Origin of the sequence: Gemmatimonas aurantiaca (assembly GCF_037190085.1) — a bacterium.
GTDB lineage: Bacteria > Gemmatimonadota > Gemmatimonadetes > Gemmatimonadales > Gemmatimonadaceae > Gemmatimonas > Gemmatimonas aurantiaca_A.
Genome location: NZ_JBBCJO010000005.1, coordinates 924,102 through 949,526, shown reverse-complemented (window position 1 = coordinate 949,526; position 25,425 = coordinate 924,102). Strand labels below are relative to the sequence as shown.

The following is a 25,425-nucleotide window of genomic DNA, read 5'->3' as shown; positions in this document are numbered from 1 at the left end:
TGCCGGGGCTGCGCACGGATCAACTGGCCATAGCGGCCGGCCGCCGCAGGACGGTCTCGTCCACGAAGAACTGTTCGGCGAACAGGTCGGCGGGAACAGGTCGACCGAAGAAGTACCCTTGCCCCTTCTCACAACCCAGCAGCTTCAGGAAATCGCGTTCGGCGCGACTCTCGATGCCCTCGGCGGTGACCCGTAGTTCGAGATCGCGCGCGAGGGCGATGAGCGCCATCACGATGGCCCGGTCCTTGTCGGAGGTCTGCACCACCTGCGTGAAGCTCTTGTCGATCTTGATGTGCGTCACCGGGTAGTCGCGCAACATCGTGAGGGAGGCGAAGCCGGTGCCGAAGTCGTCGAACGACAACTGGATGCCGAGACGTCGCAGCTCCTCCAGTTGCTGAGCGACACAGCGATTGCCTTCGAGCGCGATATTCTCGGTGATCTCGAGTTCCAGGGCCGCGGCCGGCAGGTCATGGGTCTGCAGCACCGTCTGTACGATGCCCGGCAGATCGCCGGACCGCAGTTGTGCGGCGAACAGATTCACACTCATGCGGAAGTCGGGGTGCGTGCGGCGCCATTCGGCTGCCTGCGCACACGCGGTTTCGAGAATCCACCGACCGGTGGGCACGACGAGGGGGCCGTTCTCCAGGGCGGGCAGAAACGCGGCCGGTGACAACCAGCCGCGCTCCGGGTGCTTCCATCGGATGAGTGCCTCGGCGCCCACCAGGGCATTGCTCTTCAGATGGAACTGCGGCTGATAGAACAAGGCGAACTCCTGGCGCTCGAACGCACGATGCAGTTCGGCTTCGTGCATGCGTCGCGCTTCCGCCTGGGAACGCAGACCCGGCTCGAAAACGAAACTGCCGCCCCGTCCCACGATCCGGGCGCGAAACAGCGCGAGTCTGGCGGCACTCACGAGGTCCTCGAACGAGACGGCGTGTTCCGGCAGAAAGGCCAGCCCGCAGTTGCCCGTGAGGCGCACTTCCTGACCATTCACGACGAGCGGCCGGGCAATGGTGGTCCGGATGGTCTGTGTCACGCTCTCCATGCGGCAATGGTCGCAGGGGCCGGCAAGCAGCGCCGCAAATTCCCCGGTGCCGATGCTGTAGAGCGTCACCCGATCGGGGAGCGCCCGCACGAGGCGATCGGAGACGGTGGCCAACGCGGTGTCACCGGCGGCATGCCCCAACGTCGTGCTGATATCGGCGAAGCCATCGAGATCGGCCACGATGAGAGAGAGAGGCGCCCCGTCCGCAATGGCCCCGTTGATCGCGCGACGGAGTGGCAGATGGTTCGGCAGCCCCGTCAGTGCATCGTAGTTGGCAAAATGGTGGAGCGCATCGTGCTCACTGCGTTTGGCCGAGATGTCGAGCACGATGGCCGCGAACTGCATCTGATCCCCTTCGAACCATCGCGTCCAGAAAATCTCGGCCGCGAAGTGCTCGCCGCTCGCCCGGAGCCCGGTCATCAGGGTCGATTCCCCGGTCGGCACCGCACCGGCCAGCACCCGCTCGATGCCCGCGCGGACCTTGGGGCGGTCCTCCTCGGCGACGAGTCGTTCGATGGAGTGGCCGACGATGGCGGAGGCCTGATGATCGAAGATGGTGGAGGCGGCCGGATTCCACTCGGTGATCCGGCCGTCCGCGTCGAAACACAGGATGGCGTTGGGGGAGGCCGTGGCGGCGGCCTCGAAACGATTGCGTGGACTTGCCACGGCGGTCTGCAGCCGACGCAACTCCAGCTTGTCCATCACCATGGCGGCCATGGCTTGCAGCCGCACCTGATCGGCGTGGGGAAACGCGGCATGCGGCTCGTTGTCGATCACACACAGCGCGCCCAGCACCTGGCCCGCCGGTGTGCGCAGCGGTGTTCCCGCATAGAAGCGGATCATGCCGCCGGAGACGAGGGGGTTGTCGTGGAAACGCACGTCGAGCGTGGCGTCCTCGATCACCATCACATCGTCCTGCAGAATGGTGTGGGCACAGAACGAGACATCCCGCCCCGGATCGTACGTATCGATCCCGAGGCTGGAGATCAGGCGGACCGACTCGTCGCCGATGATGTTCACCGCGGCGACGGGGCAGTCGAACATGCGGGCCGCCATGTCGACGATGGAGTCCAACGTCTCCACCCGTCCGGAATCGAGCGCATATTCCGTGATCGCCTGCAGACGGGCGGTTTCGTCAATGGCCTTCGTGGGGCATCTCATGCGGGTCTCCTCCGGCAACAACCACATCCACTAGCGACCGACAGACGAACGACTGCGTGCCCGTCGTACCAATACGTTCCGATCCGGTGACGGACGCAGGTGCTGCGTGCAGCTCGTGTCGTCCTCTCGTCAATCAGACCGGTAGGTGACGATTCTGCCATCGCTTGCGCAACCACGTTGTGACGGGGACGCGTGACGATGCCGATCGCCCTCATCCGATTCTCCACGTCCGACCGTCATAGATCCTCCCATGCACATCGAAATCGTCACCATCGGCGACGAACTGCTGCTCGGCTTCACCATCGATACCAATGCGGCACATATCGCGCGGGAGTTGGCATCACTTGGCGTGCGCATCGTACGCCGCGCAACATGTGGCGATGATGCCGATGCGATCGCGGCGGCCGTGCGGGAAGCGCTCGATCGCACGGGGGCCGTGATCACCACGGGCGGACTCGGCCCCACCGCGGATGACATGACGAAGCCGGCCATCGCCTCGATCTTCGGCAAGGGCATGGTGATGGACGCCGACATTCTGGCCGGTCTCGAGGAGCGCTGGCGCAGGCGGTTCGGTCATGCGCTGCCGGTGAGCAACCGCCAGCAGGCGCTGGTGCCGGAGGGGTGTACCATTCTTCCCAATCGGCATGGGTCCGCGCCGGGCATCTGGCTCGAAGACGGACGTGGACGATGGGTGGCGATGTTTCCGGGCGTGCCGCGCGAATTGCGAGGCATGCTGGCCGACACGCTCATTCCGCGGTTGCGGGACCGTTTGCCGAACGACGGTCCCGTCATCCGCAGTCGCACGCTGCGCACGGCGAACATCGCGGAGTCGGCGCTCGCGGACCGGCTGGGCGATCTGGCACGCGGCGTGAATGGTCTGCCGCTGGCATTTCTGCCCGGCAACGATGGGGTCGATCTGCGTCTGACGTCGTGGGTGTTGCCGGCCCGGGAAGCGGAAGCCACGCTCGACGCGGCCGCGGCACGCATCCGCGGGAAGGTGGACCGCTTCATCTATGGCGAAGGTGACGACGACCTTGCGGCACTGATGCTGGCCGAGTGCGCAGCCCGCAATCTGACCATCGCGGTGGCCGAGAGCTGCACGGGCGGGATGCTGGGGCAGCGTCTGACAGCCATTCCGGGGTCGAGCCGGTCGGTGCAGGGCGGTGTGATCGCGTACGCGAACGACGTGAAGATTCGTGAGCTCGGTGTACCGGCTGAGGCCATCGACACACACGGGGCGGTGAGTCGGGAGGTGGCGCTGGCGATGGCCACCGGTGTCCGGCAGCGTTTTGGCACCGGCGTCGGGATCGGCATCACGGGTATCGCCGGACCGGACGGTGGCACGCTGGAAAAGCCGGTGGGTACCGTGTGGGTGGCGATCGATCTCGAAGGGGAGGTCCGCGCCGTTCGTGCCCTGTTGCCGGGCAACCGGGCAGAGATCCGCTATCGGGCCGCGCAGCTCGCCCTCGACCGGCTGCGGCTGATGCTGACCCGGACCGTGGAAGACGGTGAGAACGGGTGGACGGCGCAGGGAACGGAGACGGGGCCCCAGACGCCCTGACCTCCGACATCGCATGCCTGCTATCTTGCAGGGTAACGCAGGAACCTTTGCGCGGGCACTTCCGTAGTGCCCGCATGCACTGTCGACACATTTGCCATGACTGATCCCAACGCGACGGCGCCGGAGGCGCCTCTCGAGTCCCCCCTCACCGACGCGTCGGCGTCGGCCGATCCCGTCGACGATCGCCAGCGCGAGCTCGACGAGGCGAAGGACAAGTATCTGCGGCTGGCCGCCGAGTTCGAGAATTTCCGCCGCCGGGCCGTGAAGGAACGGCAGGAAGCGGGCTGGCGGGCCCAGGGCGACCTCGTGCGCGGTATTCTCGACGCACTGGACGATCTCAACCGGTTCGCCAACGTCGACCCGGCCACGGTGGACGCGAAGACCGTGGTGGAGGGGGTCGGCCTGGTGGAGAAGAAGTTGTTCAAGTCGCTCGCCGGTCATGGGTTCGAAGTAGTCGATCCCACGAACCATCCGTTCGACCCGGCACTGCACGAAGCGGTGAGCACGACGCCCGCGGCAGGCCCCGAAGAAGACGGCATGGTGGCCATGTGCTTCCAGGCGGGTTATGTCATCAACGGGCACGTTCTGCGCCCGGCGCGTGTGGTGGTCAAGCAGTGGACAGGCGCCTGATCACCGACGTCGTCACGATCCCCGTCACGACGCTCGTCGTCACGACTTTCGTCATACATGGCCAACGGCACTGACTACTACGCGGTTCTCGGGGTCTCGTCGAATGCAACCGCCGACGAGGTCAAGAAGCAGTACCGGCGGCTCGCGAAGCAGTATCATCCCGACGCGAACCAGAACGATCCCAAGGCCGCCGAGCGTTTCAAGGAGATCTCCGAGGCCTACAACGTCATCGGTGACGCCGAGAAGCGGAAGCAATACGACGACATGCGCCGACTGGGCGCTTTCGGCGGGGTGGGCGGCTTCAGTCAGGGCGGGGCCCGATCGTCGTCGCGGCCCGGCGGGTTCGGCGGAACCGGGCCCGGACAGGCCGGCGCCGGCACGTTCACCGATTTTGATGTCGGTGGAATCGGCGGACTCGGGGATCTCTTCTCCTCGATGTTCGGCGGGGGAGCCGCGCGCGGACGCAACAAAGGGCCGGAGCGCGGACAGACGGTCGAACAGACGGTCGAGGTGCCATTCCGTGTCGCGGCGACGGGGGGCAAGGTCCCCGTGGAGATCGAGGTCAACGAAGAGTGCGCGATGTGCCATGGCAGTGGCGCTGCGCCCGGTGCCCAGCTCAAGCCCTGCGGTGAATGTGGCGGGCGTGGGGTGATCTCGTTCGGCCAGGGAAGTTTCGCCGTCAATCGTCCATGCCCGGTGTGCATGGGACGCGGCAGTGTTCCCAGCGAACGTTGCCCGGCCTGTCGGGGTACAGGGGAAGCGCGCGTGCGTCGCAAGGTGCTGATCACCGTGCCGGCCGGCGCGGAGTCGGGGCACAAGGTCCGGCTTCGTGGGCAGGGCGGCAAGGGCGCGTCCGGTGGACAGGCGGGGGATCTCGTCATCACGTTCGATGTGCTGCCCGATCGTTTCTACAAGCGTGATGGACTGGATCTGATCGCCACGGTGCCCATCAACGTGGCGCAGGCCACGCTGGGGTCGCGTATCAGCGTGCGCACACTCGATGGCAAGAAGGTGGCGCTCCGTATCCCCGCCGGCACCTCGGCGGGCAAGCGTTTCAAGATCTCGGGGCAGGGCGTGGAGAAGGACGGCAAGAAGGGAGACATGCTGGTCGAAGTCACCATCACCGTGCCGGACACGCTCAACGAAGCACAGGAGAAGGCGATGCGGGATTTTGCCGAGGCGAGTGGTCTCAAGTACTGAGCCCGTGCGCACACCGCGCGGGATTCGAGGAGGGGTGCCGATGCGGATGGCCCTGGGAAAACTGCCTCTGGTGGCACTGTTGTGCGTGGGCGGCGTCATGCCGGTCGTCGCGCGCGCACAAGCCGACCCCCGGACCGACGAGGCCCATCGCGATGCGTCCGACTCCTCGTGGCAGTTCGAACAGTGCATGGGCGGCATCACGTATGGGGCGCCCCTCAAATGGGCGCTCTCGTACGGCATGGGCTTGGTGCACGAGTCCACCTCACACGATCTCTGTTTCCTCGGCGCCGCCAAGATCGGTTTCGGCGGTGCTGGATTCTCCACCGGGCTCGCCAGTTCGCTGGGACCATTCGGCAGTGGCATGGCCGTGACGGGCGGCGTGTTGCGCACGTTCAATGACCCCATGGGGGCACTGGCCAAACGCACCTACGTGGGCGGCTCCGTGCACATCTGGCCCGTGCTCGGTCTCGGGGGCGAGATCGGCGTGTATCGTCGCCTGGGTGCCGACGCGCCGGGCACGACGCAGGGGCGTGGTCTCATCGTGTGGTCGGCGGGGTTCGGTTTCTGAGGGCGTGACTGGCCCTACATTCTCACCTTCTCGATGATTCTCACCAGATCGGCCAGCGATTGCGCTTGCATCTTGCGCATGGCATGGCTGCGGCGGACCTTGACGGTGATTTCACTGAGATCCAACTGTGCCGCGATCTGCTTGTTGAGCAGCCCACGCACGACCAGGCGCGTGACATCCTGTTCGCCCGGCGTCAGGGACATCCACCTGGCTTGCAACTCGGCGGCGGCGTCCTCCTCTCGTCGTTGCGCCCGATTCTTCTCGATGCCGTGCTGAATGGCGTCCAGCAGATTCTGGTCACGGAACGGTTTCGCAAGGAACTCGATCGCACCGTTCTTCATCGCCTCGACGCCCATCGGGATGTCGCCATGGCCTGTAATGAACACCACGGGAAGCCCGATCTTCAACGCAACCATCTGGCGATGAAAGTCCATGCCGCTCTGACCCGGCATGCGGACATCCAGCACCAGGCATCCCGGCGCGTCCTCCCTCTCGTGCGCCAGAAACTCCCGGGTCGAACCAAAGGTTCGAACCCTCAGCCCCACTGAGGCGAACAGGTCCTCGAGCGCGGCGCGCACGGAATGATCGTCGTCGATCACGTAGACGACGGGGCTCGATGGGTCTGCTGTCGATTTGGCCATCATGTGTCTGCCTCTATCGTGTCGTGGGGACACTGAACCGAAAAACTGCGCCGCCTTCTTTGATCGGCTCCGCCCATATCTGCCCACCGTTGGCTTCGATGATTGCGCGGCTGATGCTCAGGCCGACCCCGATGCCTTCCTCTTTCGTCGTCCAGAAGGCCTCGAACAGATGCTCGTACACGCCGGCGGGAAGACCGATGCCACGGTCGTAGACGGACAGCAGAATCAGGCCGTCCTTGAGTTCTGACGCGATCCGAATGCTGCGCCTGGACGTCGCGGTCGAGGCCATCGCCTCGATCGCATTCAGCATGAGGTTGCCGACGACCTGCTGTACCTGGACCCGATCCGCCACGGCCGGAGGCAGATCAGGGCTGAGATTCGTCATCAGCAGAATGTCGTTGCGTTCCATCTCGCTCTGCGAGAGCGAGACGACTTCCAGGATGGCTTTGTTGAACTCGAATTCGCCTGTGTGGGGTGGCTCTCCCCTGGTGAGGCTCCGCACGCGCGCGATGATGTTGCTGGCGCGGCCCGCGTCGCTCAGGATTCGATCGAGGGCCTGGCGTGCCTTGTCCAGATTCGGCGGATCCTGTGCAAGCCAGCGTTGACAGGCATTCCCGCTCGTGACGATGGCGGCCAACGGTTGATTGACTTCGTGTGCAATGGATGTCGTCAGTCCTTCCAGGCTCTTGACGCGCGTGATACGCATGAGCTGCGCCTGCGCGTCGTGTGCCGACGCTGTCGCGGTTTCCATCTTCAGGATGAGATAGGTCGTCAGCACGATGGCCGCGATGCTGATGCCGGTGTTGATCAGACCTGCGCGGTAGTCACCATGCGGGGTGATACCGAAGCTGAGCACGGTTATCGCGATGCAGATGGCGGTCAATACGATCAGCGCGCGACGACTCAACCCGCTCGCTGCCGTCATGATGACTACCGCATAGAACACCGCTGCCGCGACCTCGTAGCTCGTGGCCGTGTCGGCTGCGAAAATGCCCGCCATGACGAACCCCATGAGAACAAATCTCAGGAGGCGATGGACCCGCGGTGACGTTTGCGTTTGATCCGTCTGCATAAGGTACCTGGTGATCGCTTGAAGCTCCGAGAGACTGGCGCCAGGGGTACGTCCATCGGGGATAGGCTATCACGGCGACCCCGGTTCTGGCCATATGCGGACGGCCCTCTCAGCTTTCGTCGCTGGCATTCCAGAATATCTGCTGCACGCCGGGAATGTCCTCTGCCTGCTTCATCACGAGATCGAGTTCTTCCGCCTGCACAGCGGTGGCGTACAAGGTGAACTCGATTTCCACGCTCTCGTCGCCGAACGGATGATCGTCGATCTGGCGAGCGGGGTAGCTGGCATCCTCCAGAATCTCGGCCACCTTTTCCCGGATATCGGACTGAAGGTCGCATGAGCAAATGACGATGACCATATAGGTGGCCTCGCCTGTCTCCTCGCGAAAGGGACGGCGATTGATGCGATTCACCACCGGGCGCAGCAGGGTATTGCTCGCGAGCACGAACAAGGATGCGAGTCCGGCTTCCCCCAACAGCCCGGCACCGGCACAGGCCCCCACCGCGCCGGACCCCCATAGCGTCGCCGCCGTGTTCAATCCGGAGATGCTCGCGCCTTCCTTCATGATGGCACCGGCGCCGATGAAGCCGATGCCGGAGACGACGTAGGCCACGATATGAATCGGAGTCTGTGACCCGCCGTTCATCTCGAACAGCCGGGCGCCCAGCGATACGAAGATGGCCGCCCCGACGGCCACTAGGGTATTCGTGCGGAGCCCCGCCGTGCGCTGTCGGACCTGCCGCTCGATACCGATCAGCGCTCCGAGAACAAAGGCGGTCGAGAGATTGACGAACATGGGCGCCAATGCGCTCACGCTGCGGAAGTGGAGGCTGTCCATCAGCTCGTGGCTCCTGGGCTGTCGGGGCAGGCTGGGTGATTCACTGCCAGCCGAACTTGCGGATGTAGATCCGCTTCATCGCTGTGGTGAGCATGGCATAGCCCAGCAGAATGCCCACCAACCACGGAAAGTAGGATCGCGGGAGTGCCTGCAGTTTGAAGTGCTCCGCGAGTGGGCTCATCGGCAGGAAGACACCGATGGCCATGATGGCCAGGGTCATGGCCATCAACGGCCACGCCGCGCGGCTCTCGATGAACGGCAGCTTTGGCGTGCGGATCATGTGCACGATCAGTGTCTGCGTCAGCAACCCGACAACGAACCAGCCGGATTGGAACAGTGCCTGCTTGCCCACCGTGTTGGCCGAGAACACGTACCACATCAGCGCATAGGTGGCGATGTCGAAGATCGAACTGATCGGACCAAAGAAGACCATGAAGCGCCCGATACCACCCGGATTCCATTTCAGGGGCTTCTGGATCAGCTCCTTGTCGACATTGTCGAAGGGGATGGCCGTCTGCGAGATGTCGTACAGCAGGTTCTGGACGAGCAACTGCAGCGGCAGCATCGGCAGGAACGGCAGGAACGCGCTGCCCACGAGCACGGAGAAGACATTGCCGAAGTTGGAGCTGGCGGTCATGCGGATGTACTTGAGCATGTTGCTGAAGGTCCTGCGGCCCTCGAGCACGCCTTCCTCCAACACCATCAGGCTCTTCTCGAGCAGAATGATGTCGGCCGCCTCCTTGGCGATGTCCACGCCGGAATCCACCGAGATGCCAATGTCTGCCGCCCGCAACGCCGGCGCGTCGTTGATGCCGTCACCCATGAAACCCACGACATGCCCGTTCGTCCGCAGGGTGTGCACGATGCGTTCCTTGTGGTGCGGCGTGAGACGGGCAAAGATCACGGGCGACTCGACGGCGCTTGCCAGCTCCGTATCGCTCATGTGCTCGACTTTCGAGCCCAGCAGGATGCCATCGTATCCCAGCCCCACCCGCCCACAGGCGTGCGCGGCAATGAGTTCGCTGTCGCCGGTCAGCACCTTGACCTGCACACCATGTTCCGCGAGCGCACGCAGCGCCGGCTCGGACGACTCCTTGGGCGGATCGAGGAAGGCGATGTAGCCCACCAGCGTCAAGTCGGTCTCATCGGCAACCGAGTACACCGATTGTGTAGCCGGTCGTTCCTTCATCGCGACCGCAACGATGCGCAGACCCTGCCCATTCAGGTCTCGTGTGACCTGGCGTACGCGGGCCAGCAACTCGTCGTCGAGCGGTACGTGTTTCGGCCCCTCCGGGCTTTCGATGCGGACCTGACTGCAGACGGCGAGCATCTCATCGACCGCGCCCTTGCAGATCAGTTCGTGATGGTCGTCTCGCTCCGAGACCACGACCGACATCCGGCGCCGATTGAAATCGAAGGGGATCTCATCGACCTTCCGGTAGTCCTGCGAGAGCCGCAGCTCGCTTTGCAGCTCCACGTGCTCGAGTACCGCGTGGTCGAGCAGATTCTTCAGGCCGGTCTGGTAGTAACTGTTCAGGTACGCATGGCGCAGCACGTCGTCCGAGGGCGTCCCGAATGCGTCGGTATGTCGCTCCAGCGCGATCTTGTCCTGGGTGAGCGTGCCGGTCTTGTCCGTGCACAGTACGTCCATCGCGCCGAAGTTCTGGATCGCATCGAGGCGCTTCACGATGACTTTCTTGCGTGAGAGCATCACCGCGCCCTTGGCCAGCGTCGAGGTGACGATCATCGGCAGCATTTCGGGCGTGAGTCCGACAGCGACGGACAGCGCAAAGAGGAACGCCTCCGGCCAGTCCCCTTTGGTGAAGCCGTTGATGAGCAGCACCACCGGGGCCATGACCAGGGCGAAGCGGATCAGGAGCCAGCTCACGCTGTTGACGCCTGCCTGGAATGCCGTCGTCGTCCGGTCCGTGGCCGTCACGCGCGCGGACAACGCACCGAAGTACGTGCGATTTCCGGTCGCGACCACCAGAGCCGTGGCCGAACCGGAAATGACGTTGGTGCCCATGAAGACCAGGTTGGGCGCATCAAACACCGTGTCGAAAGGCCGGTCCATCGACGCGAACTTCTCTACCGGCAGCGACTCCCCGGTCATGGCCGCCTGTGAGACAAACAAGTCTTTGGCGGTCAACAGGCGGCAATCAGCCGGGATCATGTCACCCGCCGACAGTACGACGTGATCCCCCGGAACCAGTTCGCGTATCGGCAGTTCGACATGCGCCGCAGAACGCCGTGATCGCAATTCCCTGGTCATTCCGGCGGCTTCCGCGTCGGTGCGGCGTCGAATGACCGACGCGGTATTGCTCACCATCGCCTTGAGCCGTTCGGCGGCCCGATTGGAGCGACTTTCCTGCACGAAACGGATGAACGTGCTCAGCACCACCATCGTACCGATCACCACGGTCGCTTCCATGTCGTCGGTCAGGAAGGAGATGAATGCCAGCAGCGTCAGCAGCAGATTGAACGGGTTCTTGTAGCAGTGCCACAGGTGGGTCCACCAGGGCAGTGGCTTTTCGTGCTCCACTTCATTCGGACCGAAGCGATTCCGTCGGGCGTCCGCCTCGGCATCGGTCAGACCTTCTTCGTGGGAGGACATGCGGACGATCGCGGTGGCCATATCGTCGGTCGCAACGCGGCGCATGTCCCGGGAGACGTGTTCGAGTGCGGTACGGTTTTCCCCGGCTCCGAGCTTACGCAAAGTGTCGAGAATGGCCTGGCGCCTGAAATGACGATTCGCACGCCGTCGCGTGAGAAAGCCGCTGAACAGATTCCGCAGGATGCCATCGAGGAAGTTCATGGAGGCGTACTCGTGCTAGTGAAGCCGGAGCGATTGGTCGCCCGCGGTTGGAACGGCATCGGTTTCACTGCGCGAATGCCACCAGCCGCCTCCCAGAGCATGAAAGAGGGCAACGGTGCTCGTGAAACGATTGGCTTGCGCTTGAACCAGGGCCGTTGCGGCCTCCTGGTAGTTCTGTTGCGCAACGATCAGCTCCACCTGACTGGCAGCACCCAGCTCGCGCGACCTCTGCGTCATCGTCAGGCTCCTCCGCGCGGCGGCCTCCGCGGCGCTGGCGGCGCGCAAGGTTTCTGCGTCACTGACGATCGCCTGCAATGCGTCAGCCGTGTTCTGGAAGGCCGTCAGCACGGTGCTGCGATACTGCGCAGCGGCTTGATCGAAGGCGGCTTCAGCCGCTCGCTGCCGAAGCCGCAACATCCGACCGCGGAACACCGGCTGGAACAGATCGGCACCCACGGTCCAGAAGGCCCCGCCGTTGCGAAGCATCTGTGAGAAATCGAGCGACGAACGCCCCAGACTGGCCGTCAACGTGAAGCTGGGCAGCCGCGCGGCGGCCGCCACACCCACCAGGGCGCTGGCGACATGCAGTTGCGCCTCCGCCGCCCGAATGTCGGGACGTTGCTCGACCAGGCGGGATGACAAACTGAGTGGCAGTTCCTCCGGCAGCGAAAGTGATGCCAACTCGAACCGCTGAGGCACCCCTTCGCCGGGCAACCGGCCGATCAGCGTCGCCAGGAGATTGCGCTGCTCGGCAAGCTGCTTCTCCAAGGGCGGCAGCGTGACTTGCACCCTGGCCAGCGCGGCTTCCTGTGCGACGACATCGACACCGCCGACCTGGCCCGCGTTGTACTGCCGCCGAGTGACATCTAGCAGCCGCGCCGAGAGACTGATGAGGTCGCGGGTCGCGGCGATCTGGCCGCGCAGGTTGGCTTCCTCGATCGCCGCACCAACGACGTTGGAGACCAAGGTCATATAGACCGCTTCCCGCTGAAAGCGCTGTACGTCCGCTTCCGCAGAGAGTGCTTCGACCTGGCGCCTGTTCGCACCGAAGACATCGGGCACGTACCCGATGCTGAGTTGCGCGGTGTGCAGCGTGTAGAGCTTCACGTCGCCATCGTCCAGTGGTCCACTGACGGGGCCCGCCACCTTCTCCCGGTTGGTGTTCACACCGGCATCGACGCCAGGCCAGTACGCGCCCCGCTGGGCTGCGACCGTTGACCGTGCGGCGCGCAAGGCGGCTTCCGCCGCCTGTAGATCGGGATTGGCCTGGAGAGCTGCCATCACCAGCTCGTTGAGCGCTGGCGACCCGAAGACAGTCCACCATTGCGCTTGAACTTCCTGTCCTTGCACGAACCGCTGTGCAGCACCGCCGATGCCGGGCGCGGAAGCCGTCCCGGACGGCAACGGGGTCGGGACATAGGACTGCGGTGCCGAGACCAGTGGCTGTTGAAAATTGGGTCCTGCCGCGCAGCCGCCCATAGCGAGAAACAGGGCGGATCCGATGAGGCGCAGGATGTTGTTCATGCAAAGGCTCCGTGTTCGAATCCGGGCGACGCCGGGCGCAACGCCTGACGGCGTGCCATGTGCGCTTCGATCAGGTGGTAGAGCGAAGGCAGGAGCACCAGCGTCATCGTGGTGGCCGTCACCAGTCCGCCCACCACCACTGTGGCCAGTGGTCGCTGTACGTCGCTGCCAAGGCCGGTGGCCAGCATGGCCGGCGTCAAGCCAAGCGCGGCCACGGTCGCAGTCATCAGAACGGGCCGCATGCGGCTGCGAGTGCCTTCCAGCACGGCATCGCGCAGGTCTTTGCCTTCTTCATGCCGCAGACGGTTGATCTGCGCGATCATCAGCACGCCGTTCAGCACCGCCACGCCAAACAGCGCGATGAACCCGACCGCGCTCGACACATTGAGTGTCATGTCGCGCAGATGCAGCGCCGCGAGACCGCCGATCATCGCGAGCGGGACCATCGCGAGTACCAGCAACGGCTGATGCAGATTGCGGAACTCGCCAAACAGCAGCAGGAGCATGATCCCCAGGGTCATTGGCAGGATCAGCGCCAGTCGCGCCTCCGCGCGCTCCAGGTTCTCGAACTGTCCGCCCCACTGAATGTGAATGCGGCTCGCGTCGTGGTGAGCGTCGCCGGCGACAGCGGCCTGGGCATCGACCAGAAAACTCGCCAGATCCCGGCCACGTACGTTGAGGCGCACGATGATGTTGCGCTGAGTCATTTCACGGACGATCACGCTTTCGCCGGTCACCGTGCCGATGTGAGCCACGTCCGAGAGTGGAATCCACTCGCCCGTTGGTGATCGGAGTGTCAGATTGCCGATCGCGTCCGGGCTGGCGCGGTCTTTCGGCGGAAAGCGCACGGTCATGTCGTAGCTCCTTTCGTCGATATGGAGCTGACCAATCGGCGTCCCGCCAATACCGGTCGCTATCAGGTCCGCAACATCGGTGGCATTGATTCCGCGGCGCGCGGCGGCGGCTCGATCCAGCTCGATCTTCAGATTCGGCAGAGGCGGCTCGACATCCACCGCGACGTCGGCGGAGCCGGGTACGGCCTTGAGGATCTCGGCCAATCGGTTGGCGACAGCCCGGACCTCGGCGAGGTCGTCGCCGAAGACCTTCACGGTCAAGTCGCTGTGCGCACCGGACAGCTTGTCCTGCACGCCGTCGATCAGCGGCTGCATGAAGCCGATCTGATAGCCCGGCATCTGCGCGTAACGCTCGGACATCCTGGCGATCAGTTGCTGCTTGGTCAGCCCCGATTTCCATTCCTTGTACGGGTGCAGGCCGACGCTGGCCTCGATATGCGAAGGTGTCCAGTAGTCGGTGCCGTCGTCGTTGCGGCCGGTCTGGGTCACCATGTAGGAAACCTCGGGGAATTCCAGCGTCACGCGCCGCAGTTCGCTGGCCATCTCCGATGCTTTGTCCAGCGTGATGCCTGGCGGCATCTGCACCTGAAGCCACAGAGATCCTTCATCGAGGTAAGGCAGGAAATCGCGCCCGATGGTCGAGAACAACACCCCGAGCGCCAGGGCGGCGCCGATACATGTGGCGATCAGCCAGCGCGTCCGGCCCACCGTGCGCTCCAGAAAGGCGGCATAGTGCACCGACAATGCGTCGATAGCGGGGTTGTGAAACACGCGACGCGGCTTGCGGAAGGCCAGCCACGCCAACGCGGGAGTCAGGGTCAGCGCCACGATCAATGCGCCGATCAGCGCCGCCCCGACCGCGTAGGCCATCGGCGAGAACAACTTGTATTCGATACGCTCGAAGGCGAATAACGGCAGGTAGGCGCAGATGATGACGCCCATGCCGAAAAGGATGGGGCGGGCCACCTGGAGTGTCGCCTGGATCGCATCCCGCCCCTGCAGGGGGCGATCTTCGTTCTCCTCCCGTCGGCGCAGAATGTTCTCGACCAGCACCACGGCGCCATCGACCAGGATGCCGAAGTCGATCGCGCCAAGCGACAGCAGGTTCGCCGGTATCTTGAAGTGGTGCATGAAGATGAACGCGATCAGCAATGACAGCGGAATCGTCAGCGCGACGATCGCCGCCGCGCGCGGGCTGCCGAGGAACAGCAGCAGCACCAGGCTGACCAGCATCATGCCTTCGGCGAGCGTGAAGCCCACCGTGCGCAGGGTGGCGTCGATGAGTGTGGTGCGGTCCAGGAAAGGGACGAGCTTCACATCCCCGGGCAGCAGATTGTCGTTGAGGTCGCGCACCGCCTCGTGGATACCGGCAAGCGCATGCGACGGGTTGTGCTCCCTGAGCAACAACACGATGCCTTCGATGGTGTCCGGATCGTCGTCCTTGCCGAGAATGCCGCGGCGTTCGACGTTGCCGTAGGTCAGCACGCCCAGGTCCTTCACCAGTACCGGTACACCGCCCTTGGTCTTGACCACGACATTGCCCATGTCTTCGAGCGAGCGAAGCAGGCCGACGCCGCGAACGACGTAGCTTTGTTCACCACGATCCACGACGCTGCCACCGCCACTGGCATTGTTGTCATTGATCGCGTCCCTGACTTCCTTCAGTGCGAGATCGTACTGGCGTAGTCGCGCCGGATCGAGTTCCAGCGTGAACTGTGTCGTGAGGCCACCGAAGTTGGTGACATCGACGACACCCGGCACTTTCTTCAGACGCGGAATGACCGTCCAGAATTGCAGTTCGGACAACTCGCGCAGATTGCGGGTCGGCGACTCCAGCGTGTAGCGATAGATTTCTCCGGTGGGCGACGTGTACGGGTCGAGTCCCGGCACTGCTCCATAGGGCAGGGATACGTCTCCCAGCTTTTCCTGGAGACGTTGGCGCGCGAAGTAGCCGTCCGTGCCGTCCTCGAAGACGACGGTCACCAGAGACAGGGCGAACAGACTGCGCGTGCGCAGGACGTGCATCCCCGGGGTACCGAGCAGCGCCCGCTCCAAAGGAATGGTGATCTGCTGTTCGACTTCCTCGGCACCGAGACCGGGAACCTGGGTGACGATCTGCGAGGTGACATCGGCGAGGTCCGGGTAGGCCTCGACCGGAAGCTGCTTCCAGCTCCAGACGCCGTACAGCGTGACGAAGGTGAAGACGAGCCAGATGATACCGCGGCGCTGGAAGCAGGTGGTGATGATGTTGCTAATCATTGAGCAGCACCGCGTTCCTGGTCACGATGCGCTCGCCGACCTTCAGACCTGACAGCACCTCGACACGATCACCGGCCGAAGCGCCCACACCGACGACGCGGGACTCGTAGCGAAATGGTTCCCGTTCGACGAAGACGCGCGTGTACAGGCCGTTTTGCAACAGCGCCGAGGCGGGTACGAGTAGCGCCTGACGCGTGGCTCCCGAAAGACTCACGCGAGCGAACATCCCCGGCTTGAATAGGCCTTTGGGGTTGTCGATGGCCACGCGAACTCTCACCGTTCGCGTGTCGGGATCGAGCAAATCATCGATGTACTGCACCGTGCCGCGGAATTCGCGGTCGGCGTAGGCGTTCGGAACGATGCGCGCCATCTGGCCGACAAAAACCTGCGCCAGGTCTTTCTCCGCAATACTTGCGGAAAGCCAGATGGTCGAGAGGTCCGCGACGGTCATGATCGAGGCGGTGTTGTCGTTCCAGAATCCGCCCTGGGAGCCTTCCATCTCGATCACACGTCCTGCGAGGGGTGAACGCAGGACGTACTCCCGATGGGAGGCGGCGTGCGGGTCGGCACCGAGTTGCGCCAGCCGGTCCACTGCCGCTCGTGCGTCACTCTCTGCGGCCGACTGGGCGAGGTGCGCAGCCTCGAAGTCCTTTCGCGACGCAATGTCTTCGCTCAGCAGCTCGTTCTGGCGGGCGAATTCCGCGCGCGCTTGCTGGAGTGTTGCCTGTGCCTTGACGAGGTCGTTGTACGCCGTACCAAGGTCGGGAGCATCGAACGTAGCCAGAGCATCACCCGGTCTCACGGCATCGCCGAGCCGTCTATGCAGGCGGACGATGCGTCCAGCCAGTGGTGGCGTGATCTTCACCAGCTTCTCGGGCATGGGTTCGATGACGCCTGGCGCGTCGATGGTCAGGGCAAACGCTTCCTGCTCGACACCACCAACCTCCAGTTTCTGACGCAGGGGCGATGCCGGGAGCACGATGACGGCTGTGCCCTCGCGTTGAACGCCGGCCGTTTCCGCCAAGCGCAGTGCTTCGTCCGGCCGGTTCGCATCGCAGCCAGCCAACATCAAGCCAACGCACGCGATGCCCACCAAGGGGGATGCCGTCATCCTTGCGATGGACGACGCTCCGTCGCCAACACTGTCGACCCGGGACAGTCGCTTGCGTGTCGCGCGCGGCAGGTGGGTCAGGACTCCGGCTCGATCGGGCGCGGCGAGCATGGAGAGCGCATCTGCAATCACCCGGCTCGACAGGCCGGCAAGTGCCTTGGCGCACGCCCGATGACCCTGCGCGGCGACCGCGGTACGAAGTGCGCTTGGGCGATGTGCAGCAATGGCTGCTCGCAGGGCACGCTGCAGGGCGCCACGAGAACGGTCGAAGTAGAGCAGCATGAGGCCTCCTCCAGTACGCCGGTCGCGCAGGCTCTTCATCGGCCGGGCAGACCGCGCGTACGGTTGAACGCTGGATGCGTTAGGTCACTGGATATGTCGAGTTGATCGGGTCCCTGTGGACTTGCCGCTGGGGCGCCGCACCGGATCAACGCCCGCTTCGCCACTTTGAGATGAGCTGGCGACTACAGCACCGCGAACGTCCCGGCCAAGGCTACCGACCCGATGACGAAAGGAGCTTGACTGCGGCTGCAGCGACTAGGCCATTGCGGGTGCACATGAGCATTGCCGGGATATACCAACGTATGCGCCGCCTCCCTTGTCTTTTGTGGAGGATCGTTGTGGAGGATCGTTGTGGACGACACATCCCAGGCACCCTCCTGACGAAGCGGCCGGTCGACTGACGTCTCGCGCGAGACCTGCACGGCGTGTAGGTTCGCGGGCTATGGTTGCCGCCCCGCCCTCCAACGCTCCAGCGTCCGAACCGAACGCCCGTCGCTCGCCACCGGGATCCCCATTGGGATCCCCCCTGCGATCCCAGGGCGTGCAGGTGACGCTGGGGCTCGTGCTCGGCCTGATGCTGGGCATGCTGCTGTCACGCGAAGCCACGCCATCGTCCGCCACGACATCGCTGCTTGGCGTGCTCGACATCATCGGCACGGGCTGGATCAATGCCGTGCGCATGACGGTGATTCCGCTGGTCGTGCCGCTGCTGATTGTGGGTGTGGCCGGGGGTGGCGATCTCTCGATCACCGGACGGGTGGGCGCGCGGGCATTCGGCTGGATGCTGGTGCTGCTCGTCGCCTGCGCCGCGTTCTCGGCCTTCGTTTCACCGCTGTGGTTTCAAACGCTGCAACTCGATCCCGCAGCCACCGACCGGCTGCGTGCCACGGCCACGATCGACATTCCGCCTTCGGATGCGCTGTCGCTGCGCACCTGGGTGCTGAGTCTCATTCCGCTCAATCCCATCAAGGCCGCGGCCGATGGCACACTGTTGCCGGTCGTCCTGTTCACATTGCTCTATGCGTTCGCGCTCGGTCGTGTGGACGAAGGACCACGACGCGCGCAGCTCGAGTTCTTCCGGGGCATGGGCGACACGATGCTGGTGGTGGTGCGCTGGATGCTCGCCATCGGCTGGCTGGGCATCTTTGCGCTGGCTACCGTGCTCGGACAGAAGCTGGGTGCATCGGCACTGAGCGCGATCGGCTTTTACATCATGGTGATCATCGTGCTGCATCTGGTGGCCACGATCGCCATCTATGCGATGATCGCGGTGAATCGGCGGGTGCCGTTGCGGGCCTTCGCGCGCGCGCTGGTGCCATCGCAGGTGGTGGGCATGGGGTCGCGCAGTTCACTCGCGTCATTGCCCGCCATGGTGAAAGGCGCCACTGACGTACTCGGCCTGCCGCCCACGGCCACCGGGTTCGTGCTGCCGTTGTGTGCCAGTGTCTTCAAACTGACCAGTGCGATCTACTGGCCGGTGGGTGCGCTGTTCGTGGCCAAGTTGTACGGCATCGATCTGCCGACGAGCAGTCTGCTGCTGGTGGCCGCGTCGAGTGTGGTCCTCAACTTCAGCACGCCGGGCATCCCCAGCGGCGGCATGCTGCTGCAGGTGCCGCTCTACACCAGTATCGGGCTGCCGGTGGAGGGGATCGGGATCATGATCGCGCTCGACACACTGCCCGACATGTTCAAGACGCTCTTGAATGTAACGGCAGATATGTTCGTGGCCGTGATGACGGTGCCGTCCGCATCCCGCGTTCGATGACGCCGCCGCCGAGCACGACTTCATTGTCGTAGATCACGAGCGACTGTCCGGGCGAGATGGCCTGGATGGGTTCGTCGAGGGCGAGTTCGATGCCCGTGTCGTCGAGAGCCACGATGGTCGCCGGTGACGGACGGGCACGATTGCGCACCTGCACCTGCACCTGATCGCCAACACCCGGTGCCTCGGCGAGCCAGTTGAGTTCACGCGCCTCCAGGCCGCGGCCCAGCAGCGCTTCACGTGGACCGATCACCACCGCGCGCCGTTCGGGCACGATCTCCACGACGAACATCGGCTCCGCGAATCCGCCGGGCAGCCCCTTGCGCTGTCCCACGGTGAACCGCGCGAATCCCTGATGCTCGCCGATCACCTCACCCGAGGCGAGTTGCAGGGGGCCGGGCTGCAGGGCGGGGGTGTCGTCACCGAGATGTTCGGCGATCACACGCACATGATCCCCATCGGGCACGAAGCAGATGTCCTGACTCTCGATCTTCTCCGCCGTGCGCAGGCCGAATCGCCGCGCGATCTCGCGTGTCTCGGCCTTGGTCTGTGCGCCGATGGGCAATACGAGACGGTCGAGCACCGGTCGATCGATGCCCCAGAGGAAGTAACTCTGATCTTTCGCCGCATCGAGCCCGCGCACCATCACCGCCTGACCGTTCCGACGTCCGATGCGCGCGTAGTGACCCGTGGCCAGCCAGGGCGCGTCGATGGCATCGGCCTTGTGCAGCAGATCGCGGAATTTCGTGAAGGTGTTGCAGCGCACGCAGGGAATGGGCGTGCGTCCACGGGCGTATTCCTGCACAAAATCCTCGAGCACATCGTGTCCGAAGTGATCGACGAGATTCGTGACATAGTGCGGAATGCCGAGCTTCTCACAGACGCGCCGCGCATCGCTGGTGGCGTCGAGTGAACAGCAGGGACGGTCGGGAACATCGGCGCCGTCACCGTGCAGCTTCATCGTCACGCCCACCACATCGCAGCCGTGCTCCATGAGCAGGGCCGCAGCCACCGACGAGTCCACACCGCCGCTCATGGCCACGAGCACACGATCGCCCCTGGGCGGAAGCGTGTGCATGGTCAGAAATCGACGACGGCGAAGGTTTGCCCGCCGGCAACCGGCGCTGCCCCACCGCGTGCCTTTTCCGCGAGCGATGCAATCACGTCGACGGTGCGATCCACGCAGGCGTCGGTGCTGAGCGCGCCGAACGACAGACGCAGCGCGGCATTGGCCTGCGCTGATGGAATGCCCATGGCCGTGAGCACGTGCGATGCGGACACGCTGCCGCTCTGACACGCCGAGCCCGCACTGCAGGCGATGCCGCGCAGATCGAGCGCCATCAGCATCGATTCACTGTCGGTGCCGGGGATGGCGAGATTGCTGATGTGTGGCGCCCGTGGCGCCTTCTCCCCATGAAAAATCACGTCGGGCACGCGCGCGCGGAGCATCGCTTCGAAACGGTCCCGCAGCGCGCCGAGTCGGCGACCTTCCGCGGTGTGTTCGGCGATCATCAGTTCGGCCGCCGTGGCCAGCCCCACGGCAAAGGCCACGTTTTCCGTGCCGGGCCGACGACCGCGGTCCTGCGATCCACCGTGAAAGAGCGGCGCGAGTGCCGTCTCGCGGCGGATGTACAGCGCACCGATGCCCTTGGGAGCGCCAAGCTTGTGGCCGGAGAGCGTGAGCAGGTCGAAGGGCGTCTGCCGCGCATCCACCGTCACCTTGCCGAAGGCCTGCACGGCGTCGGTGTGGAAGAGCGCACCCGTCCGCTTCACCTCCGCGGCGAGCGTCGGGATGTCCTGCATGACGCCGACCTCGTTGTTGACCCACATCACGCTGGCGATGGCCACACGATCGTCCAGCAGGGTCCGGAAGTGGTCGATGTCGACCAGCCCATCACCGCTCACGCGGACGATGCGTTCCTCACCGCCCTCGCAGGCCACCTGATGCACGGCCGCCAGGACGGCCTTGTGCTCGATGGGCGTCGTGATGGCTGCCGTGCGTCCCGTGGCGCGCTGCGTCCGCCAGGCACCGAGAATGGCGAAATTGTCGCCTTCGGTACCACCGGAAGTGAAGCAGATCTCGTCGGGATGTGCGCCGAGGCAGGTGGCGAGCCGCTCACGCGCCTCGTCCAGCGCGACGCGGGCCTCGCGTCCCCAGCGATGCACACTGCTGGGATTCCCGAAGCGGGGGCCGAAAAACGGCGCCATGGCGGCCATGACCTCGTCGCGCACTGGCGTGGTCGCGGCGTGGTCGAGGTACACGGGTTGGGTCATCCTCGTAAATTAGGGGTACCGGGCGGTGAGGTGCACCCATGGTGCCCCAGGTCGCGCGGTCCGATGGGTCTCCGTTCACCCCGTCTCCGGCACGGTTCCCGGGCCATGTTCACCACCTGCATCCACTGTACGGCCGATCTGGGTCGCAATGAGGCCTTCGAACCCTTTCCCGTGGGGTCGCGGCTGGCCTTCGATGGGCGGCGTGGGCGCCTCTGGGTGGTGTGCCGGAATTGCGCCCGCTGGAACCTGTCGCCCCTCGACGAGCGATGGGAAGCCATCGAGGCCATGGAGCGCCGGTTCCGGGATTCCCGTCTCCGGGTCAGTACCGACAACGTGGGACTGGCCCGCCTGCGTGAAGGGGTCGACATCATCCGCATCGGGGAACCGCAGCGCCCCGAGATGGCGGCGTGGCGCTACGGCGACCAGTTCGGACGGCGGCGCAAGCGGCAGCTGCTGATCACCGGCGCTGTCGTGGGCAGCGCCACGGCCATCATCGGCGGGGTGATGGCACTCGGCGCGTCGGCCGGCAGCTTTGCGGGCGTGTATGCCAACGGCGGGCTGTGGGAGACGCTCATTCACGGCCGGCAGAACAAGTCCATCGGCAAGGTGCGGCTGCCCGACGGTGCGCTGGTGGATGTGCAGCGTCGGCATGCGCGCATGAGTGCGCTCGAACATGCGGGCCCCGATGCCCCGCTGCAGTTGCGATTCGAACATGTCGGCGGCACGTCATTGTTGACGGGTGACGACGCGATGCGCATCGCCGCGCGGCTCATGCCCACGGTGAACCGGTTCGGTGGTTCGTCGGCCAAGGTGCAGGGCGCGGTGCAACTGTTGGAAGACTCCGGATCGCCCATGGGAGTGCTGTTGCAGGCCCAGCAGCGATCGGGCCGCCGCCAGGGTGACGAAGTGTGGGGCGCACGGGGCAAGCGTTCTCAGATCCGGAAGCTGCCGGGCACATTGCATTCGCTGCCCATCGAGCAGCGTCTGGCCATCGAGATGGCCGTGCACGAAGAGAGTGAGCGGCGCGCGATGGAAGGGGAACTGCAACTGCTGGAGCAGGCCTGGCGTGAAGCGGAGGAGATCGCGAAGATCGCCGACGACATGTTCACCCCGGCGGCGATCGAATCGCGACTCGAGGAGTTGCGGCGGTCGTCGCGATGAAGCGGTGTGTGGTGGCGATGCGCCCGGGCGTCGGCCGGGCCATGCGCCGACCGATGCGCTGACTCATGTATCGCATCTGCATGCACTGTCTGCGGCCACTCGATGCGAATGCCGTGATCGAGGCGATGCCGGTAGGCCGGCGTCTGGCGTTCGATGCCGCACGGGGGCGTCTCTGGATCGTGTGCCGCGGATGCGAACGCTGGAACCTCACGCCGTTCGAGGAACGATGGGAGGCCATCGAGCAGTGTGAACGCGCCTTCCGCGGGACGACCGTGCGGGTGAGCACCGATCACATCGGTCTCGCGCGTCTGCCCGATGGTACGGAGCTGGTGCGCATCGGTGAGCCACAGCGTCCCGAGATGGCGGCCTGGCGTTACGGTGATCAATTCGGACGGCGGCGTCGACGCGCGGTGCTGCTGGGTGCCGGTGCGGTGGCGGGAGTGGGGGCCATGGGCCTTGGCGGTGCGGCACTGGGCATCGGGATCGCGGCCGCCGTGCCGGTGCTCAACATTCTCATGTCGGCGGCACTCCTGCGGCACGCGCAGCAATCGATGACCGTGTTGCCTCTCCCCGATGGCGGACGGTATATGCCATTCGGCATGCCGCGCCTGATCAGCGACACGCAGTTGGGGTGGGGCATCGATATCGGCTATGCGTTGCAGCGAAGCGCCGACGACACGCGCCCGGTGCCGTCCTCCGTATTCCGGACGGGCTGGAACTGGTCGGGTGAGGGCAAGAACGAACAGGGGCGTCTGCAATTGTACGGCGCCGATGCCATGAGCACGCTGCGCTGGGCGATGCCGCGGGCGAATCTGGGTGGCGCACGAGGACATGTGATCGCCGACGGCGTGAAGCTGATGGAAGAGGCCGGCGGTCCCTCGTCATACCCGGTGTGGGCGGCGGCACAGGTGCGTGCGTGGGCGGCACGATCGAGCTACGGCGATACCGGTGCGGTGAATGTGCTTCCCCACGCGGCGCGTCTCGCGCTCGAGATGGCCGTCAACGAAGAGAGCGAACGGCAGGCCATGGAAGGGGAGCTGGCCGCGCTGGAACGCGCCTGGGCGGATGCGGAAGAGGTGGCGGTGATTGCCGACAGCCTCATCGTGCCGCAGAATGTGATGCAACGGTTTGCGGTCATTGTGCAACGGGCAGGCGGGAGAGGCGCGGGCGGGAAGGGATGATCTGAGAAACAAGGGCGAATGAGGCCCTTGGTGGTGTCATCGTGATCTGGCGACGCCGGTAGATCGCGTCGGTAGGCCGCGTCAGTTCCTGGTCCGCAGCAACGCCCGCACAGGCGCGGCATCGGCGCCGATCACGGCCAGTGGTGGTGCAATGAGTTCGTAGTGTCCAACCGGGATGTCGGCGAGATCGAGATTCTCGAGCACGAACGTGCCGCGCCCCAGCAGGGCGTGATGGACATCCAGAGTCTTGCTGTTCCGCCGGTCCACACTGGGCGCGTCCACACCCCAGAGCTTCACGCCACGATCCACCAGCCAGTGTGCGGCATCCGGAGTGAGCGCGGGCCAATCGTCGGGAAACCGGCCGGCGGCAATGCTGTATCCCGTGCGCATGAGCAGGCGCGTGGCCGCATGTGCGCCGAGCAACTGTTCGAGCAATGCCCGATCGATGTCGGCGTCGATGGGATGCGTGACGGGCAGTTGCAGGACGATGGCGTCTCCCACGAATGCGCCCAGTTCGAGTGCATCCGATGCGGGCCACGCCGAATGTACATGCACCGGTGCGTCGGCGTGTGTGCCCACGTGCAGCGAGGTGGTGACGGCCGCCAGATTCACACTCTCACCGTCCTCGCGGCGCATCGTCCATCCGCAGGTGAAGGGATGATCACCGGGCCATTCCGGCGTGGTCGCGCCGAGGGGAATCGAGATGTCGTGCCACATGGCAGGCGATTCAGAGCGATTCAGAACGTGGACACGTCGAGCGTGGTCACATCGTCCACGCGCATGGTTTCTTCGGTGAAGAACGGCTCACCGTACCGCGAGCGGATCAGCGAACCATAGTGCGCGGCATGATGCCGCACGATGTCGTAGAGCGGTTCGCCATTGGGGTACACTTCGCCGGCCTGTGTCGTCGCGTCGAACTGTGAACCGAAGCACTTGATGGCGTCGAGTTTACGTTCGAACTGCGCCGAGATGTCCACCACGAACGTGGGTTTCACATAGTCTTCGCGGTAGGCGATGACATGCAGCAGCTTGAGCGGACGGAACGCCGGATGATCGCCCGGTGCGTATTTGGCGAGTCCGCTCAGAAAGCAGGCGTCGCGCACCAGTTCGGTGGTGCGTCGATGATCCGGATGACGTCCACGCAGGGCCGGGGCGATCACGATGCGCGGCCGCAGCGCGCGCAGCACCTGCACGAGCCGGGCCCGCGTGTGATCGTCGTTGGTGATGCCCGCGTCGGGAAGTCCCAGATTCTCGCGGACATGAATGCCCATCACCTGTGCGGACGCCGCGGCTTCGGCGGCGCGGAGCTCCGCGGACCCCTTCGTCCCCATCTCACCCTGGGTGAGATCGAGGATGCCGACCCGATGACCGGCGTCGACGGCTTTGATGAGCGTTCCACCACAGGTCAGCTCCGCGTCGTCACGGTGCGGAGCAACCGCCAACAGGTCCAGCGACATGACAGAAGACATGCCGGAACGTACGCCGC

Annotated in this window: 19 protein-coding genes; 7 read left to right on the top strand and 12 right to left on the bottom strand. The window is 64.8% G+C overall.

The features are described 5' to 3' along the window. Nucleotides 1–19: 19 nt before the first annotated feature. The gene (locus WG208_RS09835; protein WP_337171166.1) at nucleotides 20–2,206 is read right to left on the bottom strand and encodes an EAL domain-containing protein; all 2,187 of its coding nucleotides are present in this window, start codon (nucleotides 2,204–2,206) and stop codon (nucleotides 20–22) included. A 250-nt stretch (nucleotides 2,207–2,456) separates the two neighbouring features. Here WG208_RS09835 and WG208_RS09830 point away from each other — a divergent pair, with 250 nt between their 5' ends. From WG208_RS09830 to WG208_RS09815, 4 genes are all read left to right on the top strand, one after another. Continuing rightward, nucleotides 2,457–3,767: a competence/damage-inducible protein A gene (locus WG208_RS09830; protein WP_337171165.1), complete on the top strand. Its 1,311-nt coding sequence runs from the start codon at nucleotides 2,457–2,459 to the stop codon at nucleotides 3,765–3,767. Nucleotides 3,768–3,863: 96 nt separating this feature from the next. After that, nucleotides 3,864–4,397, top strand: coding sequence for a nucleotide exchange factor GrpE (locus tag WG208_RS09825; RefSeq protein ID WP_337171164.1), 534 nt, complete (start codon nucleotides 3,864–3,866; stop codon nucleotides 4,395–4,397). A gap of 57 nt (nucleotides 4,398–4,454) precedes the next feature. Then, entirely contained in the window at nucleotides 4,455–5,597 is a 1,143-nt protein-coding gene (locus WG208_RS09820) for a J domain-containing protein (RefSeq protein ID WP_337171163.1), read from the top strand. Between the two features lie 40 nt (nucleotides 5,598–5,637). Beyond that, entirely contained in the window at nucleotides 5,638–6,165 is a 528-nt protein-coding gene (locus WG208_RS09815) for a hypothetical protein (RefSeq protein ID WP_337171162.1), read from the top strand. A 14-nt stretch (nucleotides 6,166–6,179) separates the two neighbouring features. On the opposite strand, the gene WG208_RS09810 is transcribed toward WG208_RS09815, so the two are convergent. From WG208_RS09810 to WG208_RS09780, 7 genes are all read right to left on the bottom strand, one after another. Further along, nucleotides 6,180–6,806, bottom strand: a complete 627-nt coding sequence (locus WG208_RS09810; RefSeq protein ID WP_345786982.1) for a response regulator transcription factor — start codon at nucleotides 6,804–6,806, stop codon at nucleotides 6,180–6,182. Between the two features lie 13 nt (nucleotides 6,807–6,819). Further along, a complete protein-coding gene (locus WG208_RS09805) occupies nucleotides 6,820–7,818 on the bottom strand; it encodes an ATP-binding protein (protein ID WP_337171160.1) in 999 nt (332 codons plus the stop codon). Nucleotides 7,819–7,987: 169 nt separating this feature from the next. Beyond that, nucleotides 7,988–8,716: an MgtC/SapB family protein gene (locus tag WG208_RS09800; protein ID WP_337171159.1), complete on the bottom strand. Its 729-nt coding sequence runs from the start codon at nucleotides 8,714–8,716 to the stop codon at nucleotides 7,988–7,990. Nucleotides 8,717–8,756: 40 nt separating this feature from the next. Continuing rightward, nucleotides 8,757–11,531: a magnesium-translocating P-type ATPase gene (gene mgtA / locus WG208_RS09795; RefSeq protein WP_337171158.1), complete on the bottom strand. Its 2,775-nt coding sequence runs from the start codon at nucleotides 11,529–11,531 to the stop codon at nucleotides 8,757–8,759. A gap of 15 nt (nucleotides 11,532–11,546) precedes the next feature. Then, entirely contained in the window at nucleotides 11,547–13,055 is a 1,509-nt protein-coding gene (locus WG208_RS09790) for an efflux transporter outer membrane subunit (protein WP_337171157.1), read from the bottom strand. Beyond that, complete coding sequence (locus WG208_RS09785; RefSeq protein ID WP_337171156.1) at nucleotides 13,052–16,168, bottom strand: CusA/CzcA family heavy metal efflux RND transporter; 3,117 nt, start codon at nucleotides 16,166–16,168, stop codon at nucleotides 13,052–13,054. Before WG208_RS09785 ends, WG208_RS09790 begins: the two co-directional genes overlap by 4 nt. Further along, nucleotides 16,161–17,561 carry an efflux RND transporter periplasmic adaptor subunit gene (locus tag WG208_RS09780; protein ID WP_337171155.1) on the bottom strand — a complete coding sequence of 467 codons (1,401 nt, stop codon included), beginning with the start codon at nucleotides 17,559–17,561 and terminating at the stop codon, nucleotides 16,161–16,163. Before WG208_RS09780 ends, WG208_RS09785 begins: the two co-directional genes overlap by 8 nt. A gap of 514 nt (nucleotides 17,562–18,075) precedes the next feature. Here WG208_RS09780 and WG208_RS09775 point away from each other — a divergent pair. Next, nucleotides 18,076–19,326, top strand: coding sequence for a dicarboxylate/amino acid:cation symporter (locus WG208_RS09775; RefSeq protein WP_337171154.1), 1,251 nt, complete (start codon nucleotides 18,076–18,078; stop codon nucleotides 19,324–19,326). Here the strand turns inward: WG208_RS09775 and mnmA are convergent. Together mnmA and WG208_RS09765 are read right to left on the bottom strand one after the other, a co-directional pair. After that, the gene (gene mnmA, locus WG208_RS09770; protein ID WP_337171153.1) at nucleotides 19,250–20,401 is read right to left on the bottom strand and encodes a tRNA 2-thiouridine(34) synthase MnmA; all 1,152 of its coding nucleotides are present in this window, start codon (nucleotides 20,399–20,401) and stop codon (nucleotides 19,250–19,252) included. The genes WG208_RS09775 and mnmA overlap by 77 nt on opposite strands. Before the next feature lie 2 nt (nucleotides 20,402–20,403). Beyond that, nucleotides 20,404–21,597, bottom strand: a complete 1,194-nt coding sequence (locus tag WG208_RS09765; RefSeq protein WP_337171152.1) for a cysteine desulfurase family protein — start codon at nucleotides 21,595–21,597, stop codon at nucleotides 20,404–20,406. Between the two features lie 105 nt (nucleotides 21,598–21,702). Between WG208_RS09765 and WG208_RS09760 the strand changes: the two genes are divergently transcribed. Beyond that, nucleotides 21,703–22,758: a hypothetical protein gene (locus WG208_RS09760; RefSeq protein WP_337171151.1), complete on the top strand. Its 1,056-nt coding sequence runs from the start codon at nucleotides 21,703–21,705 to the stop codon at nucleotides 22,756–22,758. A gap of 65 nt (nucleotides 22,759–22,823) precedes the next feature. Beyond that, on the top strand, nucleotides 22,824–23,939 hold the full coding sequence (locus WG208_RS09755) for a hypothetical protein (RefSeq protein ID WP_337171150.1): 1,116 nt from the start codon (nucleotides 22,824–22,826) through the stop codon (nucleotides 23,937–23,939). Nucleotides 23,940–24,020: 81 nt separating this feature from the next. Here WG208_RS09755 and WG208_RS09750 read toward each other — a convergent pair whose 3' ends face one another. Together WG208_RS09750 and bshB1 are read right to left on the bottom strand one after the other, a co-directional pair. Then, nucleotides 24,021–24,656: a cyclase family protein gene (locus WG208_RS09750; protein ID WP_337171149.1), complete on the bottom strand. Its 636-nt coding sequence runs from the start codon at nucleotides 24,654–24,656 to the stop codon at nucleotides 24,021–24,023. A 20-nt stretch (nucleotides 24,657–24,676) separates the two neighbouring features. Further along, the gene (gene bshB1, locus WG208_RS09745; RefSeq protein WP_337171148.1) at nucleotides 24,677–25,408 is read right to left on the bottom strand and encodes a bacillithiol biosynthesis deacetylase BshB1; all 732 of its coding nucleotides are present in this window, start codon (nucleotides 25,406–25,408) and stop codon (nucleotides 24,677–24,679) included. Between the last annotated feature and the right edge of the window lie 17 nt (nucleotides 25,409–25,425).